Origin of the sequence: Spirosoma aureum (assembly GCF_011604685.1) — a bacterium.
GTDB classification, from domain to species: domain Bacteria; phylum Bacteroidota; class Bacteroidia; order Cytophagales; family Spirosomataceae; genus Spirosoma; species Spirosoma aureum.
Map to the genome: position 1 here is coordinate 5,645,443 of NZ_CP050063.1, position 19,518 is coordinate 5,664,960.

The 19,518-nt window shown below is 49.8% G+C and carries 12 protein-coding genes; all 12 read right to left on the reverse strand.

The genetic code is table 11. The features are described 5' to 3' along the window. Positions 1-28: 28 nt before the first annotated feature. Entirely contained in the window at positions 29-2,485 is a 2,457-nt protein-coding gene (locus G8759_RS22465) for a TonB-dependent receptor domain-containing protein (RefSeq protein WP_167212747.1), read from the reverse strand. Positions 2,486-2,877: 392 nt separating this feature from the next. Continuing rightward, positions 2,878-5,094, reverse strand: coding sequence for a TonB-dependent receptor (locus G8759_RS22470; protein ID WP_167212751.1), 2,217 nt, complete (start codon positions 5,092-5,094; stop codon positions 2,878-2,880). A 35-nt stretch (positions 5,095-5,129) separates the two neighbouring features. Continuing rightward, on the reverse strand, positions 5,130-6,422 hold the full coding sequence (locus tag G8759_RS22475; protein WP_167212753.1) for a sensor histidine kinase: 1,293 nt from the start codon (positions 6,420-6,422) through the stop codon (positions 5,130-5,132). Beyond that, on the reverse strand, positions 6,419-7,102 hold the full coding sequence (locus G8759_RS22480) for a response regulator transcription factor (RefSeq protein WP_167212756.1): 684 nt from the start codon (positions 7,100-7,102) through the stop codon (positions 6,419-6,421). Before G8759_RS22480 ends, G8759_RS22475 begins: the two co-directional genes overlap by 4 nt. A gap of 160 nt (positions 7,103-7,262) precedes the next feature. After that, the gene (locus G8759_RS22485; protein WP_167212759.1) at positions 7,263-8,567 is read right to left on the reverse strand and encodes an MFS transporter; all 1,305 of its coding nucleotides are present in this window, start codon (positions 8,565-8,567) and stop codon (positions 7,263-7,265) included. Between the two features lie 137 nt (positions 8,568-8,704). Continuing rightward, positions 8,705-9,712 carry an AraD1 family protein gene (gene araD1, locus G8759_RS22490; protein WP_167212762.1) on the reverse strand — a complete coding sequence of 336 codons (1,008 nt, stop codon included), beginning with the start codon at positions 9,710-9,712 and terminating at the stop codon, positions 8,705-8,707. A 42-nt stretch (positions 9,713-9,754) separates the two neighbouring features. Next, on the reverse strand, positions 9,755-10,546 hold the full coding sequence (locus tag G8759_RS22495; protein WP_167212766.1) for an SDR family NAD(P)-dependent oxidoreductase: 792 nt from the start codon (positions 10,544-10,546) through the stop codon (positions 9,755-9,757). A 20-nt stretch (positions 10,547-10,566) separates the two neighbouring features. Further along, on the reverse strand, positions 10,567-11,736 hold the full coding sequence (locus G8759_RS22500; RefSeq protein WP_167212770.1) for an enolase C-terminal domain-like protein: 1,170 nt from the start codon (positions 11,734-11,736) through the stop codon (positions 10,567-10,569). A gap of 12 nt (positions 11,737-11,748) precedes the next feature. Further along, entirely contained in the window at positions 11,749-12,309 is a 561-nt protein-coding gene (locus G8759_RS22505) for a helix-turn-helix domain-containing protein (RefSeq protein WP_162390445.1), read from the reverse strand. A 103-nt stretch (positions 12,310-12,412) separates the two neighbouring features. Continuing rightward, positions 12,413-14,080 carry a GH39 family glycosyl hydrolase gene (locus tag G8759_RS22510; protein WP_232074319.1) on the reverse strand — a complete coding sequence of 556 codons (1,668 nt, stop codon included), beginning with the start codon at positions 14,078-14,080 and terminating at the stop codon, positions 12,413-12,415. Positions 14,081-14,232: 152 nt separating this feature from the next. Continuing rightward, positions 14,233-15,783, reverse strand: coding sequence for a RagB/SusD family nutrient uptake outer membrane protein (locus G8759_RS22515; RefSeq protein WP_167212777.1), 1,551 nt, complete (start codon positions 15,781-15,783; stop codon positions 14,233-14,235). A gap of 19 nt (positions 15,784-15,802) precedes the next feature. Next, positions 15,803-19,039 (reverse strand): SusC/RagA family TonB-linked outer membrane protein, encoded by a 3,237-nt coding sequence (locus tag G8759_RS22520; protein WP_167212781.1) that lies wholly within the window; start codon positions 19,037-19,039, stop codon positions 15,803-15,805. Between the last annotated feature and the right edge of the window lie 479 nt (positions 19,040-19,518).

Genomic DNA, 19,518 nt, shown 5'->3' on the forward strand with positions numbered 1-19,518 from the left:
GGCTATGGCTACAATAGGACGCGATTGATCAGTTGCTGAAGTCCACGTCTGGACGTTCCATTTTACGCTGATTACGCTTTACGGTATCGCTACCTAGTGGCAGTTGTATCGACAATTTATAAAACCGTACTTCCCGGCGATTCATCGATACCTGGTAGGCTCCCGGCTGATCGTAGATGCTGATAAAGCGACGTGAATTGAACATATCGTTGATGGAAAATGTCAGACTAGCCCGATTTTGCCAGAACCCTTTCCTTACTGCAAAATCGACACCCCGGACGGCTTCCCGATAACCCTGCAATGACGGAGATTTTCCGTCGTTGGTCCCCGTCAGTTGCGCTGACATGTTAGCTGGTAACCGGTAGGTCAGGTTCAGCTTGGCATTGTAAGAAACTAACTGGTTTCGCACATCGACCGATTGCAGAATCACGTTGAACACGTTCAGATTGGCCACCGCGCTCAGATTCGGCCCGATGTTGAATTTCAACGTATTATCAAACCCATAGCGGATATCGGCTTTCACGTTAATAAACGTAGTGACCAGTACCGATGAATCGGTGGCTAAGGGTTGAGTAAACGGTTTGATCGTGTGATCTTCGTAGATATAATACCCCGTGGCTAACCAGTTCAAGCCCCCCCACGTCTTATTATAATTGACCTCGGCAGTATTGACAAATTCAGGTCGCACTGCCGGATTACCAATGGTGATGTTCTGGCGATCGTTGGCCTGAATGCCAATAAACAAGTGACGAAAATTAGGCCGGGCAATCTTACGGCTCAGGCTCAGGCCAATTTCACCCGTTTCGCTCAGCTTTTTAGAGAGGGCGAACGAAGGGAAAAAGGACTGAAACCAGTTCTGGCCCGTTTTGGATGGGTAGTTATAGCCAAAGGTTGTCGTATCGAGCCGGGACGTACCATGCAGACTGGATTGTTCCAACCGCAAACCTGCCTGTAAACTGATGTTGCGTCGAAACTGACGGGTATAGAGCACGTAGATAGCATTCGTCGCTTCGGCAATCCGGGCATCCTGTGAATAGCTGGGTATTAACTGAAAGAGCTGTGTATCGTTAGCCAGTTTGTTAAAGAAATACTGCTGATCACGGATATAGGTGTAACTGCGTACCCCCATTTCGAGTTTTGCCGAATCGCCCAACGGATGCGTATAATCAAGTTGGGCAATAACCTGGTTCCCATTGGTTCGCCCCGTGATTTTATCGGTTTCTGGAAAACCTGCCTGCGCCGAGCCATCTGCGTTTAAAGCTGTCGTATTCCAGTCCGCAGCATTCGACAAGTGATTGCGACTATATGAGGTAACCAGGCTCAATTCCTGGCCTTTGCGGGCAAATTGATGCTTCCAGTCAAACTCTACACCAAGGCTGGTGAACGAATTATGTGGTATCGTAGTCCGATTTCCCGAGCTGGTAACCGTCTGATACAGATCCCGATAATCATAGGGTTGGGTGCTAACTGTATTGAAGGCCCCTCCTACCAGGGTTGCCGCCAGAGATAGGGCATTCCGGCTGTTCAGTGCATAATCGGCGGCAATCCGCCCGCTTTGGAATGTATTGTCGAGGCTGATGTTGGTGTTCTGATTAAAATAATTGGCCGGGCCACCATCAGTGCGACGATTCGTTCGGTAGACATAACCCGTTACCGGATTTTTGGTTGCGTTGATCGAATAAAAGCTCGTCAGATTCCATTTACCCCGGCGCCAGTCCAGATTCAGCGTGCCATCGAAACGCGAATTATTGCCGATACCGGCGCTGATTAAGCCATTGTATCCGGGCAGCCGATTTTTCTTCAGCACCAGATTCACGATACCGCCCGTGGTCGACGCATCGTAACGAGCTGACGGATTGGAAATGACTTCAACTGATTCAATCTGATTGGCTGGAATCTGCGACAAAGTCAACTGCGTCGGTTTACCATTGACATAAATCGTGGTGGCCATGTTGCGAAGACTAGGATTCCCACTTTCGTCGAGGGTAATGGACGGTACGTTTTTGAGAATATTTTCAGCTGTACCGCCAATGGTCGTCAGGTTCTTGGCAACGTTAAAGGTTCGCTTCTCCATCGTCATATCGATGGCACTTTTCTCACCTGTCACCTTTACCTCTTTTAGTGTACTGGCGTCAGGTTTCAGGGCCAGGATACCGATGTCAGTTTGTGCCTGGTTAATACGAATCGATTGTTCGAAATTCTGATACCCCACAAACGAAATCCGCGCAATCAGTGACCCCATCGGAAGGTTGGGAACACTAAAAATCCCTTGCTCGTCGGTTTGGTTTCCCGTTAACAGGCTATCTTTTCCGTTCACCTGCTTAAAGATCGCTACGGACGCGAAAGGAAGTGCTTGATTGGTTGTGACATCCAGTACTTTTCCCGTCAGACGGTTATTCGTAGTAAATAGAGCCTGTTGAGCTAGCATTGGCGTAGCCCATACCAGTAGCAATAAGAGGAAACTAATGCGTAATGGTGATTTCATAATGCCAGCAAAAGTCCTGACCAAACTTGAAGTAATTCTGAAGTTTTTCCCGAATTGAAATCGTTCTGAAAACCATACAACTTATCCTTTTATTTATTACATTAAAAAAACTTTAAGGATTCATTGGCTGCCATTCACCGCCGTTTTAGGCGATTTAGTGTCCACTTCCTAACGACGGTTCGATGACTGGCCGACCGGTGCTGACCGAATGGCAACACACAAGACACGGAACGAATGTAGCATAACACCCGGATCATTAATCACAGGGTTCAAGTTTTATCCAGTATGTTTTTATCTGGGTGTGTCCTATTGGCGTTTTCATCTGAAATTCGCCTGACATCCCTACCAGAAAAGCGCCTGAATTGGTAATTTTCCAGTAGGGATGTGATCGTCTATAATGTAAACTTCAGGGCCAGATTTACAATCCGCCCTTCCAGCGGTGCCCAAATCGGCCGGAACGTAGGTTGCACGGTCGGATTAGCTCCCAGCACAACGGTTTCGTAATTGGCCTGTTTCACATTAAAGATGTTTTCGCCATTGAGCACCAGCCGCCAGTGCTCGTTGTAATGGTATTCGGCCGCTGCGGCAAAGAACCAATAATTCGCCACTTTCTGATTGTTGTAGAGATACTGACTTCCCACATAACTGCTCTCAATCCCAAACCGGAAGTGATCATTTTCCCAGGCAATCGTCGTGGAAAATTTGTCCTGGGGCGCCAGCGGCAGGTATGTATTATCAGTTGGTCCGTCTCGTCGGGCGAGTGTGTGGTTGTAGCCGAAATATAATTCGTAGGCTTTGTATTCAAGCCGGACGTAGGTGTCCGTCCCAAGACTGTACAGATTATAAGGCGCGTTGATCAGCTGGGTGTAGGCCCCCAGGTTGCTCGACAAACTGGCAAAAGCCGACACCACCGGCGAATTGACGTAGGTATAATAAAGCGCCTGATCAACCTGCACCGAAAAACCACTCTCGAAGCTTTTCGAATACGCAATGTCGATGTTGGTACCCACCGACCGCTCCGCCTTCACCGTAGCCACATCGATCGGCAGCAAGCGCGGGAAAATTAAACTCACATTCAAGGCCCCCGGCGTCTGGTTGACAAACAGATTGGGCGTTTTATAACCCGTTCCCACACTCAGCCGTACCGTCCAGGGGTCAGATGGTTTGAGTTTTACCGACAGGCGAGGGAGCAGAAAACTGCCGAATGTATTGTGATGATCTAACCGCAAACCCGCTTGAATCGCTACTTTTTCGCCCACCTGCCAGTCGTCCTGCACAAAGCCCCCAACGGTGTTGTAAGTATAGTCTACCAGCCTGGTGCTATCCGGATTCTTGCGGAATGCTTCGACCGTCAGGTTGGCGCCAAGAATAAGCTGGTGTTTACCAAAACGGGCCAGATTGTTGGCTTCCAGATACACCGACGACTGCCGACCGTCGGACAGTTTCTGATAATCCGTGTTTTGCCGGTGGAAGGTGCTGACAGCCCCTTTCACCGTTAGGGCGTTGGTCTCCGATGTATGGTGACTGGCGTTGAAATCGACCGTATGGCGCTGCAGGTCGGTGACGTTTTTATAGGAATTCGGTTCTGCCCCTTCCAGGGCAGGCAAATATCCCCCGGTACGGTTTTCGGTGGTAAAGGCATAGCCTATATCCAGTTTGGTATGATCCGTTGGATTCCAGAAAAACTTGGGATGAAAATTAAACTGCTTGATGCCGGGACTATCCGTAAAGCCGTCGCCCGTCACATCCACCGCTTTTTGGTCGGTATAGCCTGTAAAGAGCGTCAAACCCGTTTTGCCATAACGCTGCGAATAGTAGGCATTCAGGTTGGTTTCTTTTAGATTCGAGCGGTTGAGCAACGCCGTAAATTCAGGCGTCTCGGAGGTCGGTGATTTGGAAACAATGTTGATCATTCCCCCAATAGCTCCTCCCCCGTAGAGGGTTGATACCGAGCCTTTCACCACTTCAATCTGTTTTAAATCCAGGGGTGGAATCTGCAATACACCCAGGTTACCCGAAAAGCCTTCATAAAGAGGTAAGCCGTCGCGCAAAATCTGGGTGTATTTGGGATCAAGTCCCTGCATCCGAATGGCCTGGTTGCCGTTGATAGCTGAAGTTCGCTGCACGTGAATAATGGAAATATCACCCAGAATACTGCTGACGTTGCCCGGCACAACCGCACTTTCTTCATCCATATCTTCCTGACCCAGTACTTCGACTTTAATGGGCAAGTCTTCGATGCGGGAGTTGGTTCGCGTCGAGGTCACGGTCACTTCGTCGAGCGATTCATCCTGACTGTGCAGTTGAAATACCAGTGTATCAGCACCCGCCGTCAGTGGAAATGATTCCGTTTCGTAACCAACGGCACTGATCGTGAGCGCCGTGACGCTGGCTGGTGTTTCAGGCATTGTGGCCACTCCATGCATATCCGTTACGGCACCAACGATCGGTCGGGCTGCGCTCAGCTTTATCGAAGAAGGCGTCCGGATGGTTGCGCCAATAATGGGTTCGTGGGTGGCACTATCTTCCACACGAATTATACGTCCTGTTTGGCCGAAAACCGACGAAGTTGCCAGGCTCAGCATCACGAAAAGAATAAATTGTTTCATCAATGACAAGATTTGCGCGCAAGTTTCGGCATCAATTATGTAGCAAATTTGAAGTTGTTTGCTTTGTCGCTGATGAGTCCAATCTGAAATGAATGCGTTTTATTTGCCTGATCGTAGGCATAGGTTAGTGGAAACCCGTACCGATCGCAAATCTGCCTGACTAAGGCCAGTCCTAAGCCGATGGAATCAGGGCGGGCCGGATCCTTGACAAACCGATTGAATAACTGACTTTCGGCAAACGGAAGTGGCTCACCCGTGTTGCAAATACTTAGTTGATCATTTGTCAACGAAAGCGCCACGCGACCACCAACCGGACAATGTCGGGCCGTATTTTTTAAGAGATTCGTAAGGAGTACACCCATCAGCTGCCGATTCATCCGGAGTTGTACCTCCGGCTGGATGGCTACGGTTACGGCCAAGTGTTTATGGGTAAAAAACGGCTCAAAATCAAGCAGATACTGTTGAATAACTTCGCTCAGATCGGCGAGTTCATCGGCCGCAAACTGGTCATTATCAACCTGGGTCAGTAACAACAGGGAGCGATTTAACTGGCTCAGCCGACTTAGGGCATCGGTCGCCCGTTGGAGATGGGTATGGTCGTTTTCGGTCAGGTGTTGCGACTGGAGCAAAAAATCCAGTTCAGCCGATGCGACGGCTAAGGGAGTTTGCAGTTCGTGGGAAGCATTTTCGGTAAACTGCTTCTGGAGTGAAAACTGCTGGCGAACTTTCCGGGTCAATTCGCCCAGCGACCGACTCAGTAAATCAAACTCGCGTACGTGGGCCTGCGGAAAAGAAAGGCTGGCCGGTTGATCGAGCCTAAATTGGCTGAGCTGATCAATTGTGACATAGAAGGGACGCCACAGTCGGCTTGACAGGGCGAGCCCTACCAGAACAGACAAGGCCATTAGCACCAAAAAGCCAATGATTATCCAGATCGACAAATCACGAGCCAACTCGTTGAATTCATAATAAGGTAGCCGAACCCGCACTAAATAATGCTGACCGTCGGCAACTATCGTTGTCTGGAACTGGCGCACGGGTATAAACGAATTCGCTTTTACTGAATCCCGTATCCTCAGATCCTTAAATTCCGATTGTACTACCTGGCTGATGGGTTCGATATGCGGATTATCGTCTCCATCGGTAAGTCCGGCGAAGGGATGGTGCTGAAGGTGCTTTTGGGCCTGGTCAACCTGACTGACCAGAATTTCATCGACTTCATGCCGGATTTTTCGGTGAATGAGTGTATAAAACCCGACAGACCCCACCAAAGCAATGAGAAATGCCGACAGCAACAGATAACGGGCCGTTTGACCGAATAGACTCATGGCGTACGGACAGAAAAGATGTAACCCGCTCCGTAGCGGGTCTGAATATAATCAGGGCAGCCCGCAGCAATGAGCTTCCGGCGAAGATTCTTTACGTGTGTATAGAGAAACTCGTGCGAGTCAGCGGCATCCATCGCGTCACCCCATACATGCTCGGCGATGGCCGATTTGGCTAAGAGTCGGTCAGCATTGGTGACCAGAAACAGCAGTAATTCATACTCTTTACTGGTCAGTTTGGCATCCGTATCCCGAATCTGTGCACGTTGCTGATTGAGCCAGATGGTCAGTTCCCCCGCCTTCAATTGCTCATGGCCGCCAAACAAGCGCCGACGGAGTACTGACCGGATTCGAGCGTTCAGCTCAGGGAGATGAAAGGGTTTGGTCAAATAATCGTCCGCTCCGATCTCAAGCCCAGTGAGTTTATCGGCCAGTGTATCCTTCGCCGTAACGACAATAATTCCGGTGGCCGACTGGCGACCTTTTAAAGCCCGAACCAGATCGAATCCGTGTCCGCCGGGCAACATCAAATCCACCACGACACAATCATAGTCGTAATCATTCGCTTTCTGGGCGGCCTCCGGATACGTATCGGCCGTGGTAACCGCGTAGCCCTCCCCTTCCAGATAGCGACACACCGCCTGCAGTAAATCAGGCTCGTCTTCTACTAACAGTATCTTCATCGATTATTGCCTACCACTAAAGAGGTATAGGTTCGTTTTCTCAGCATGAAGATAAGGCCCGGTAGTCACTAATCCGATCCGGCCAAACAGAGTTTGGATGTACCGTACCCGAAATATCACGACTGGCTTGCCCCGACTATTCGAATCAGACTGGAGTCCGTTAAGCCTGTAAAACGGGAACATCAGCTTCGACGTACTGATGGAGTTCTTTGTTTTTGACCAGCGGGCCCATGAAAAACATCATAATCAACAAACCAATCAGAGCAACTACCCCAAAACCAATAAACAGGATGTTGTAGGCGGCCGCATACCCTAATGTGCCTGAATAGGATTTCAGAACCAGACCCGACAGCGACTGAAATAAAGCCCCGCCAAGCCCCGTGCCGACGCAGGCCAATCCCCAAACGGAGGCAGCCGCACTTTTTGGCACTACATCTGCCGGAAACGCCAGCGAATTTGCCGTGTATGCCGTATACCCAAATCCAGCCATCCCGAAAATCAACAACGCCGACAAGGGTGTAGTAATGACAATCGGTCCCAGCAACAAGGATACTCCCATAATGGAGCCAGCGATGGCAACCGCGATTTTTCGGGCTTTGGGAATTGGAACGCCCCGCTTGATAATGTATTGTGTGAAATACCCGCCGACCAGATTGCCTACATCAGCGATAATGAAGGGAATCGTGGCATACCAGCCAATCTGTTTCAAATCCCAGTGATGAACATCGACGAGGTAACGGCCAATCCAGAACGTAACAAAATACCAAACCGGGTCCATAAAGGTTTTTGAGAGTGTGAACATGATCACAAACCTGGTTTTGAGTAGTTTCAGGGGTGGAATAATTCGAGCTTTGGCCTCTTTCACCGATTGTTCGGGTGTGTAGTACGTAAACCAGAAAATAGCCAGCCATAGGTACCCAAAAACCGCCAGAATGACGAACGTAGCCTGCCAGCCGTATTCGACGCCAAGATAAGCGACCATCGGCGGCACAATCACCGCACCCAAAGCGGAACCGCTGTTGAAAATTCCCGACGCCGTAGACCGCTCGTTCGGAGGGAACCACTCGGTGGTCAGTTTGATAGCAGCCGGCCAGTTTCCTGCTTCGCCAATACCCAGGAAAAATCGACAGATGCCGAACTGTAGGGGCGTAACGGCAAAGGCATGAACTAACCCGGCACTCGTCCAGAAAGCCATGCACAACGCGTACCCGACGCGCGTGCCAAGTTTATCGATCACAAAGCCTGAAAAGGCGTTGGATAGCATATAAGCCACAAAAAAAGCGGTGCCAATGTAGCCGAACGCATCGTCGGGAATAAGCTTCCGCAGATCACCATCCGCACTTAGATAGTTGAACGAAAGTCGGTGAACGTAGTTGAGCACTGTGGCCAGAAATGCCAGGCTCACCATGACCCAACGCATTTTCAACGGTTTAACATCGCCCAGTAAACCAATCTGATTTTCCATGAGGGTTGAGGAAGCAAAATAGAACCGCTCCGGCGGGCCGGCAGATTTTATGATGATTATGATTTAAACTACTGATCTTAACTTATCATATTCATCATAAAAATCCGCCAGCCCGCCGGAGCGGTTCTATTAGTTGATCATAAAGCCTTGACAGTCAATAACTGTTCGGTCGTGTTGATGAGCCTGAGTGGATTTTGCAGTGCACGGCCTAATCCATCCCACTCAACCCGCATCAAATCGCCGTCCTGCAACGCAATTCCCTGACCGAAACTGAAGGCATCCGCACCAAAAAAGTGGACGTGTGCCTGAAACGGCAACCGGTGAGCTTCGTATTTAAAATGGTGGTATTCCAGGTTTTGCAGGCTATGAGCCATATTTTTCTCGCCCGTTCGGATTGGAGACGCCCAAAGAGACGTTCCGCTCCTGTCGACGCTTACCGTACCCGTCCATTCACTGAAGTCATCGGTAACGACCAGTTCAGGGCCAATAGCGCACTGTCGTAACTTGGAAGGCGCGAGATACAGGTAGTTCTTTTTCTCCATGATGTGGTCGGAAAACTCATTCCCCGTACAAAAACCAATCCGCCAGGGCGTACCGGCTTCATCCACTATATAAACCCCTGCAACTTCTGGCTCCTCTCCCCCATCGTCTCCGTATTCAGGCACATCAAGTGACTGACCATGAGCCCTTAGCATCGACCCATTCCCTTTATAAAACCACTCTGGCTGCACACCGATGGTTCCCGGTTCCGGCGAACCGCCTTCCAGACCCCACTGGTATATCTGCATGCTATCGGTTGGCTTTTCAACGGCCGACTCGTGCATCATCTGCCGGTTTAATGCGCTGTTTTTGTGGGTTAGTCCCGTTCCCGACACCAAACACCCGAATGGGTCTTCGGGATGATCGAAAGCAGGCAACAGTTTCCAGGCACTTTGGCCATCGTATACGGGCTGATAATCAATCGACTCATCTGACAAACGGCTCTGAATGAGATCAGTTAAAGGCTGTTTATTCTGAATTGCGTCAAGCGCTAACGCATAAATTGATGTAGTATTTTGCAAAAATCGCAGCAACGGTTCCTGCACCAAAGCAACCCGCCGTTGCCGAGAAGCATCCGACAGTTGCACTAATCGTGTCGTTTCCATGAAGTTGGGTAAGGTTTAGGACTAAAGAGGAAATATCATGGGTTACTGAGTTACCCAGCCGCCATCCACCGAAAAGCAGGAGCCCGTTACATAGCTGGACGCCCGACTGGCCAGGTACAGCGCAATACCGCTAATCTCGTGAAGTTCGCCCCAGCGGCCCATTGGAATTTTGGCGATGAATGCCTGATATTTCTCCGGGTCATTCAGTAAGGGTAAGTTCAAATCAGTAGCGAACGGACCCGGCAAAATGGCATTGACCGTAATGCCTTCTTTAGCTACTTCCATGGCCAGCGAGCGGGTCAGCTGCAGAATGGCACCTTTACTGGTGGCATAGGGCGTACGGTCGGGAATGGCCGTCAACGCCAGCATCGAGCCGATGTTGATGATCCGGCCGTATCCATGCTGCTTCATAACTGGAATCACTTCGCGGCAGGCCAGCCAGGTACCCGTTACGTTGACCTGCTGTACCTTCGTAAAGTCATCGAGCGATAAATCTTCGATGGCTCCCCGAATATTGATCCCGGCAGAATTGATCAGAATATCCACTTTACCGAACTGATCTACCGTTTGATTAACAGCCGATCTGACGCTTTTTTCGGCCGTTACGTCACAAACAGTGCTGATGCAATCGACGCCATAGGTCGATTTGATCGCTTCTTCGGATTGCTGATTTGTGGCTTCATCGCGGGCAGCAATCACAATATTGGCCCCGGCCTCGGCCAATCCCTGGGCCATCGCCAAACCAAGTCCACGGTTCCCGCCTATCACCAGCGCCGTTTGACCGTGCAGCTTGAACAGGTCTAAAATGCTATGTTCCACCGAAATTTGTTCCATAATACGTTCAGTCAGGTTGTTTAGGCGATAATGGTAAATTGTTCGAGTCCTTCGGTTTTCAAGGTCAGACCCATGCCCGGTTTGGAATCGTCGAGCTGGAGTTTGCCGTTTTCAGCAATAGCTTCGCCATCGAAAATGTACCAGAACATTTCGTTGCCGACTTCAATTTCGGTCTGGGGGAAATACTCGGCCATCGGGCAGGCGAATGAACTCATTACAACGTGCAAATTGTGCATCTGCCCACCGTGCGGAATTACCTCGACACCATGTACCAGCGCCATGTTGCAGATTTTCTGTGCTTCGGTGAAACCACCGACCCGGTTAGTATCGAACTGGAAAATATCGAGCGCGCCGGTCTGCAACAGATCATGGAAACCGTAGCGCGTGTATTCATGCTCTCCACCCGACAATGGGATGTCGGTGTACTGTTTTAGTTTGGCGAAATTCTGGATCTCGTCGGGCAGCATTAGTTCTTCAACCCAGCGCAGATTGTAGGGTTCCAGCGCTTTGAGGAGTTGTTTGGCGTAGGGAAAATTGAAACCCATATAGGCTTCGAGCATGATGTCGACATCGTCGCCGACGGTCTCCCGCACAACACGGACCATCTCTACGTTTTTCTTCAGTCCGGTCAGTCCATCTGTCAATGGATAACCACAACGGAGCTTCATACCGGTAAATCCTTCCGCTTTGTAGTGAGCGGCTTCTGCCTGCAAACTGTCTAAATCGCGGGTGTATAACCGGCTGTAATACGTTTCGATCTGCGGTTTGGTCCGTCCGCCCAGCAGCATAAACACGGGTTGATTGAAAGCCAGCCCTTTGATGTCCCACAAGGCAATGTCCAACGCACTGATCGCTGCAATGACGGCACCTTTTCGACCGTAGGCAACAGTCGACCGGTACATTTTCTCGAATAGATATTCGGTATTCAGTGGATTTTCGCCGATCAGCAGCGACGCCAGTTTGCTATCAATAATCTTCTTGGTGACGTCGGGACAAAGACCCGCATTGCCAATACCGATATGCCCCTCATCGGTTTCGATTTCGACAACCAGCCAGCTAAAAAACCGGAAAGCGGCCTGAGAATCCTGTTGAAAATGAAGCGGGCTGAGGGGCGTCGCAAAGATGGTATCACCGGTTTTTACCGGCCCGTTCCATTGGTAGAGTTTAGTCCTGACGGCACGAATTTTCATGGTACTTACGAATTAAACAAAGATGTCTAAATAGGCTACCTCATCAGAAGTCGGCTGAATGCCGTGCTTCAGAGAGGAGTTAAAATAAAGGCTGTCGCCTTCTTTGAGCTGATATTCAACCTCACCAACCTGCATTTTCATCTGACCCCGAATGACGTAGATAAACTCTTCGCCCTCGTGGGACAGCTCATGCGGTTTAACTTCCCCTTTTTTACCCACGAATAGAAACGGCTGCATTTTCTTCTCGTGGTATTCCGACGCGTACGGATAAATCGAGTACCCTTTATCCGTCTGCGTCAGGCTTTCTTCCGCTTTTTGCCGGGGCGTTACAATAGCATTCAGCCAGCCGTCATGTTCAAGTAAATTGGAAATCGTTGTACCCAGTGTATTCGCGATTTTCACCAGAGCCGCCACCGACGGAACCGTTTTATTGTTCTCTATTTTCGAGATCATACTTTTTGACAAATCGCTGGCATCCGCGATTTCCTGAAGTGTCCGGTTCTGGTTAATCCGCAGGATTTTAATCCGATCTCCCAGGTTCAGCTTGCTGGTATTATTGTCGATTGAAATCATATTCCTTCGTCTACTTTCGTTCAATATTGTTGAACGAAAGTAGACATATTTCAAGTGACAGGGCTTAAAAAACTGGTTAAAATGGTTGTAATCAAGGTTTATATTAATCCCACGACAACTTTAACAGGGATACACCCTGCCGGGGTAAGGAGAAATTCAGCGTGGCTTCACCGCTGGTCACTGTTACTGGTTCGGGGGCAGAAAGTTCTTTCAACTGTCCAGCGGCTTCCAGTTCGGCCACCTGTTCGGTCGTTGGATTCTTGGGCGAGCCCATTTTCTTCCAGACTTCATATGAGTTGCTGAATTCCTTGTCAATGCGGTAATGATGAAGAAGAACTTTCTTATTAGGCAATCCTTTCAACCGAACCGAAACGGGGGCATCAGGTGCTGGTACGTTATCATCATGGTAGTTCCAGACCATTACAGCGGCCGATTGTGCATCTTTAGACGCCAGGGCATTGATATCTGCTTCGGCACGTACGCTCGCATCCCGCACACGAACGTAGTCATAGGCTAAGCCGCTTTTTACATCGACGCGCGTAGTCGGCATCATGCCAAACATGCGGAATACGTTCAGAACGGGTTTATCGACGCCGTTGGTGGCCAGATCGCGGAAACCCCGGAACCAGGGCTGATCTTCAAATTCAAACGCCCAGGTAACCGCACCGGCCAAGTTAACGCCACGCGACTGAGCCAGGTCATATTTGCGGGCAAATGAAGCGGCTGTATAGCTGGAATACATCGTGCCATTGCGGTAGGCATTCTGGGGACTAAAATCCTCCGAACAGGCCGCGCAACCTTCCGGGTCTGACTCGCCAATAATGATCGGCAGGTTTTTCAGACTTGGGTACGAAGCTACGACTTCAAAGCCTTTGTCGATGTCACGTAGTTGCGTGCCCATGTTCATCTGCACATGCCCATCCACCAGTTTTGGGGCGCCTTTGGCATGGAATGTAATGAAATCAATTGGGGTACCGACCTTTCCCGTCACGTAGTTCTTTCCATTAACAATATGATCCATGAACGCTTTGAAAAATACATGCGATTTTTCGTTGCCCGGACCCGTCACTTCGGGACCGCCCATTTTGGCGGTTGGCAAAGCCCGCTTCACGGCATCGGCGGTATAGTCATAAAGTTTGATGTATTCCTCCGTTGTGCCTTTCCAGTAGCTGATGTTGGGTTCATTCCATAGTTCCCAATACCAGCTTTCGACCTCTTTCTGGCCGTATTTCGCGACCGAGTGCTTCACCCACTGATAGACCAGCTCGCTCCATTTGGCGTAATCTTTGGGGGGGTAAGCCCAGCCGAGGTAAATGTCATTATAATTATCACCTGGCTTCCAATGGTGCCGGTACGGTTCAGGCTTCGTAGAAAGAGCCTGCGGCATAAACCCAATCTGAGCAATGGGCTTCATACCGCGCTCGATGAACGTATCGAAAATCTTATCGACGATGGTCCAGTTATAAACCGGTTTTCCGTTGGCGTCCTCCGTATAGGCATTGGTTGAACCCCATTTTAGCGCGGCTTCTCCATCGCCCGTTACAAGCAGACTATGCACCCGAACATAGACCGGTATTTTACTCAATTTAGAGATTTCGGTCAGCAATTTCTTACCGTCCTTCATATACGTATAATTGGGTTCGTCATAGCCAAACCACGCCCAGATCGGTTTTAGTGGACCTTTGTCTTTCGTCAGATCAACTTCAATCTGTGTGGGTTTGTCAGAACTGGTCTGCGCCAGTAAACCGGTGCTGGGAAGAGAGCTGAGCATACAGGCATTGAGTGCCATCAGCTTTAGCCAGGAATTGCGTTTACGTTGATTCATAGAATATAAAAAAAGGTAAGAAATAGCGATTGGCTGCATTCAAACCGATAAGGTTTCTAAAACCTTATCGGTTTAAGTAGAATTAAGCTTGACGGGTCCTAATTATACCCTGGGTTTTGCTTGAGTGCCGTGTTTCGACTTAGTTGCAGTGCCGGAATCGGAAATAACACGTGTTTATCGGCAGCCGCCGTAATGCCGAGTTGCTTGGCGTTGGAAATCAGCCGATCATGTCGTAGCAAATCCCAACGATAGTGTCCTTCGCCCACGAATTCTCGGGCTCGTTCGGTCAGTAACGCATCCCGAAATTGTGCCTGGCTGAGACCAGCTAAATCCGGGTAAAGACTGGCTGGCTGCGCATTGGCCGTTCCCACAGCCCGCGCCCGCTGCCGGACTTTATTGATAGCCTCGTAGGCGGCCGGAGTGGGGTTACCCAGTTCATTGATCGCTTCGGCGTAGGTCAGCAGCACATCCGCGTACCGAATCAAAGGATAGTCAACCCCTTCCTTCAGGATACCTGTCGAAAAGTCGACCCGATTGAATTTGGTCAGGAATGGCGCGTACATTTTCACCGTATCACGCACCAGGTCTTTGATGCCATTTTTATAGTAGTACGGCATCTTGTCCCGTACCGACCACCACTTGCGGTATGTATCGGGCGAGTTGGCAAAGAACTCTTTGCGCGCCTGAAAAATAACCAGGTCTTTCAGAAAGTGAAACTGAATGCTGGTCCCGTTGGACAACGACATCGCGGGTGGCCCGAACAGGTAAATCATCCGGGTTTGATACAGTTGCGATGTACTATTGGCATTACCGCCGTGCTGGATCGAGAAGATCATTTCTTTGCCATTGCGAAAGTCAGGGTTCACAATGTTTTCATAATCGGCCATCAGGTCGAACGCTTTCGAATCGATTACTTTTTTGGCTTCGTCGGCGGCTTTTTGCCATTGCCGTTGTTGCAGGTACACCTTCGCCAGCAGAGACGTAGCAGCCAGCGAGGTCGCCTTGCCCGCTGTATGATCGCCCTCGCTATAGGGGCTCAATTCGCTGGCGGCCGTTTCCAGATCTTTACCAATAAATGCGTAGACTTCCTCGGCCGTGTTGCGCGGTTTGTTTACTTCGCTCAAGTCCGAAGTGCCTTGCGTTTGGAGCGGAACCCCACCGAAAATACGGACCAGGTTAAAGTAAAAAAGCGCCCGTAAAAACCGGGTTTCACCATCCAGCCTCGCCTTGTTCGGGATCGTAGAAGCCGCCAGTTTATCTATCAACACGTTCGCCCGGTTGATGGCGGCATAGTAATAATCCCAGGCCGTCGATAATTCAAGCGCGTCGGAATTCCAGGAGAACGTGTTGAAATCGTTGGTAACGCCTGAGCGATCGCCGGAACCGTTGGCCGAGCCGCCCCCAATCAGAATTCCCGCCGTTACGTCGCCCAGCGTCACCCACTGACCATCGCGATACGTATCGTCCCACAATCGGGTATATACGCCGTTCAATGCCAGCTGCGCCTGATCACTGGTTTTGTAAAAGGCATCGACGGCAACCTGGCTATATACTTTTTCGTCTAATATATCCTGACAGCCAGTGCTTCCGGCGAGGAGTAACCCCACGCAGATGGCTGCGACTTTATTGGTTTTAACTAGGGTAATCATGGAAATGGCTGGTTAGGAGTTAAAAACCCAGTTTAAGATCAAGGCGGAAGGTGCGGGCCGATGGATAACCATAGCGATCCATCCCTTTAGTCGTGTTACTGGAACCGTATGAATTCAGCTCAGGATCGTAGCCTGTGTATTTCGTCAGTACAGCCAGATTATCAACCCCGATGCCAATCCGGGCATTTTTGACAAACTTGGAGAACGAAGGTATTTTGTAGGTCAGTGCGATGGTCTGGATACGCAGAAACGACCCATCTTCGACCATAATCGAGCTAACGCGCTGCGGATTCGATGCCCCCGCTCCCGGATAAATTCCGTTCGGATTCGTGGGCGACCAGCGATCAAGCCGCATGGCCGAAACGCCCAATCCGTCTAATAACCACTGCTGCTTGGCCAGATTAAGGACTGAGTTGCCATATTCACCATACATAAACACATGCAAACTGAGCGGGCCATAATTCAGATCGTTCGTCAGTCCAAAATTGAATTTTGGGTTCGGGTTACCCAGAAATACGTCGTCGCTTTCGGTGTTATACGTACCATCGCCATTCACGTCTTTGTAGCGAATGTCGCCGGGTTTGGCGGCTGGCATTGTGCCCACCTGCTTAATTTCCTCAGTTGATTTCCAGACGCCCTCATAAATCGAACCGTAGAACTCCCCGACCGAATGTCCCGGCTCCAGGCGGGCCGTGTTCTTGTCGTGGGGTGTTACATTACCACCACCAACCCAGCCGGTATATTGATAAGGTGCACCTCCTAATGATAAAATCTCATTGCGGTTGAAGGCAATATTAAAATTTGTTGTCCAGCCCAGTTTGCCCGCCAGATTTGTGCTATTCACGCCAATTTCAATGCCTTTATTGAGCATTGCGCCCGTATTTTTCAATACGCTGCTGAAGCCCGTTTGGGACGAAATCGGCACATCGAGCAGCAGATCGGTTGTTTTCTTGTAATAGGCATCGACCGAAACACTGAGTCGGTTTTTGAATAGTGAAAAATCAAGCCCCAAATTGTATTCCTGCGTTTTCTCCCAGCTCAGGTCAGGATTGGGTATGTTGTTAGGATACGCAATTGGTACCTTCGAGCCGCCGAAAATATAGGAACTACGCGTACCAAACGACGTACCGAGCAGTGACAGTGACCTATATACGCCGATGGATTCGTTGCCCGTCCGACCGAAACTGGTCCGCAATTTCAACAGGTCGAACACGCCCAGATTTCGGATGAAGGGTTCGTCGCCCAGCTGCCAGGCCAACGCAACCGATGGGAAAATACCGTATTTGTTATTGGCCCCAAATTTCGAATCGCCATCGGCCCGAATCGACGCCGTCAGCAGATACTTGTCGTTGAACGTATAGTTTACCCGACCCAGATACGAAATCAGCGTCCATTCATTCTGATTGCTGCCCGGCGTTTGGGGACTGCTACCCAGGCCCAGGTTGTAGTATTGAAATACATCGCTGGGAAAGCCAAACGACGATGCATCCATCGTTTCATTTTTCTCCCGCTGGTAGGTAAACCCGCCCAGCACTTTAAGTTTATGGAGGTTATTGATCGTTTTGGTGTAGGTCAGTGTATTGGCGTTGGTAATGTTGATGTTTCGAACCGCAATCTGGCGGGCTTTCCCACTCGCGCCCGCTGCCGCTTCTGAGCCGATTGGATAATATTCGTGGTAGCGCCAGTCCCGAATGTCAGCCCCTACCCGAATGTCCAGATCCAGGCCGTCCATGATGTTGTAGTTGGCATAGGCCGTACCAATCAAGCGTAGCGTGTTGCTCAACTGCTTATACTGTTCGGTCATGGTCAACGGATTTTCCAGACCGCTACCCAGCGGGAAGTTGCGTAGGTTATTGGGCAAACCGAGGCTATCCCGCGCCGGAATGGTTGGCGGAGCCTGATAGATCGCATTAATCACATTGGAGATACCCTCGTAGCCCTTCGTATCCGTTGGCACCGTATACTGATCCGTTACGCTAAAAAGCAAACTTTCGCCAATGCGTAACCGTTTGCTGACGTCGGCATCCAGGTTGATTGTCGTACCGTATCGCTTGAAGCTGGAGCCGGGCAAAATACCATTCTGGTTGGTGTAATTCCCTCCAATCAAATAACGCAGGTTCTGCCCTCCCCCCGAAAACGCCAGTTTATAGGCTTGCCGGGGAGCGGCCTGAAATACTTCATTCTGCCAGTCGGTGCCTTTCCCAAAAGCGGCTACCTGAGCCTGCGTGTAAGTTGGGGGTCGACCCAGCAACGTAGAACGTTCATTGGCTTGCTGCGCCCATTGCTCCGCATTCAGAAAGGGAAGCTTGCGCCGGGCCTGCTGGACGCCAACTGATATGTCGAAATCGACATTGTGTTGATTCGCCTTACCTCGTTTGGTGCTGATCAGAACAACACCATTAGCTGCTCTAGAACCGTAAATAGCTGTTGCTGAGGCATCTTTAAGCACCTGTACTGATTCAATATCCGATGGATCAATCGAATTTAACGGATTCGGAGCGCCCCCAAACGAACCGGCGTCCGTGCTGGCGCTCGTTTGCGTACCACTGCTGATCGGCATCCCGTCGATTACATAAAGGGGAGAACCACCCGCCGACAAAGACGCCGTTCCGCGCACCTGAACGGCAATGCCACCGCCCGGTGCGTGCGAGTTCGTATGAACCTGCACACCCGCGATTTTTCCCTGTAAGGCTTTGTCCGGTGTATTGATGGTCGAGGTTTCAATATCTTTTGCGGAAATGGAGCCAACCGATCCGGTCAGATCCTTCTTTTGCTGCGTGCCATAGCCCACAACGACAACCTCTTTCAACTGCTCGGCGTTGGGCAGAAGCTTCACGTCGATGGAAGTTTTATTGCCAGTAGCCACTTCATGCGCCACGTAGCCCATAAACGAGAAAACCAACGTAACAGACCCCTCTTTTGTATTTAGCGAAAACGTCCCATCTGCTTTGCTGGCCGTACCAATGGTCGAGCCTTTTACCACAATACTGACCCCAGGCAAGGGTTGATCATTCTCATCAGTCACCTTTCCCGAAATGGTCCGATCCACACTTTTCGCTTCTTTGTCAGGCTTTTTTCCGGATCGCTTAAGTAGAGGCATTACCAGCCCGGAGGCTGAAATAGTGTACGTTTCAAGTCGCTCAACAGGTCCTGCTGCATACGTCTCCAAAGCCCCTTGAAACAGGAAAGCTATAGAGAGAACAGGGCATAGGAATCTTGTTAAATCCCCATGCGGATTTCGGATAGTTTTCTTCATGAACGAGTAAGGTTTGGGTTTAAGGCATGTGCATTTGAGAAAATGGCGAACCAATCAGGCCAGCCCCATAACAGAGTTTATTAAAATTCAACAATGTTGAATACAAAGGTAAAAGCCGATTTCAGGAAGTCAAGCATTTTTGACTATTTTTATTTTTTATTAAACTTTAATGGTGCCAATTTCCGATCAAAATCAAATAATTTATTAAAAATCAATCACTTAGGAGTAGTGACTCAGTTGGACTATACTCGCCAGACTACTAAACGAAATGCCATTTGACTTTAGAGACGACCATCAAACCAGATCTGTGCTTGTCTCAAAACCGCTTGAAATCCGAGAGCTATGTGCTGATTTCTTAAATACCTCTTTTGAACAGTGATTGATCTGGGTCCTAGCATTTCTAACCAATTGGGGGATTGGTTGATTCTAATACGAGCTAATTGACTTGGCCCTGAGTAAGCGAAACCTGAATCGTTGAA

Bases quoted from the DNA above. Each gene is read 5' to 3' on its own strand.
- G8759_RS22465 (WP_167212747.1), bottom strand. From the start codon at position 2,485: ATGAAATCACCATTACGCATTAGTTTCCTCTTATTGCTACTGGTATGG.
- G8759_RS22470 (WP_167212751.1), bottom strand. From the start codon at position 5,094: ATGAAACAATTTATTCTTTTCGTGATGCTGAGCCTGGCAACTTCGTCG.
- G8759_RS22475 (WP_167212753.1), bottom strand. From the start codon at position 6,422: ATGAGTCTATTCGGTCAAACGGCCCGTTATCTGTTGCTGTCGGCATTT.
- G8759_RS22480 (WP_167212756.1), bottom strand. From the start codon at position 7,102: ATGAAGATACTGTTAGTAGAAGACGAGCCTGATTTACTGCAGGCGGTG.
- G8759_RS22485 (WP_167212759.1), bottom strand. From the start codon at position 8,567: ATGGAAAATCAGATTGGTTTACTGGGCGATGTTAAACCGTTGAAAATG.
- araD1 (WP_167212762.1), bottom strand. From the start codon at position 9,712: ATGGAAACGACACGATTAGTGCAACTGTCGGATGCTTCTCGGCAACGG.
- G8759_RS22495 (WP_167212766.1), bottom strand. From the start codon at position 10,546: ATGGAACAAATTTCGGTGGAACATAGCATTTTAGACCTGTTCAAGCTG.
- G8759_RS22500 (WP_167212770.1), bottom strand. From the start codon at position 11,736: ATGAAAATTCGTGCCGTCAGGACTAAACTCTACCAATGGAACGGGCCG.
- G8759_RS22505 (WP_162390445.1), bottom strand. From the start codon at position 12,309: ATGATTTCAATCGACAATAATACCAGCAAGCTGAACCTGGGAGATCGG.
- G8759_RS22510 (WP_232074319.1), bottom strand. From the start codon at position 14,080: ATGCTCAGCTCTCTTCCCAGCACCGGTTTACTGGCGCAGACCAGTTCT.
- G8759_RS22515 (WP_167212777.1), bottom strand. From the start codon at position 15,783: ATGATTACCCTAGTTAAAACCAATAAAGTCGCAGCCATCTGCGTGGGG.
- G8759_RS22520 (WP_167212781.1), bottom strand. From the start codon at position 19,039: ATGAAGAAAACTATCCGAAATCCGCATGGGGATTTAACAAGATTCCTA.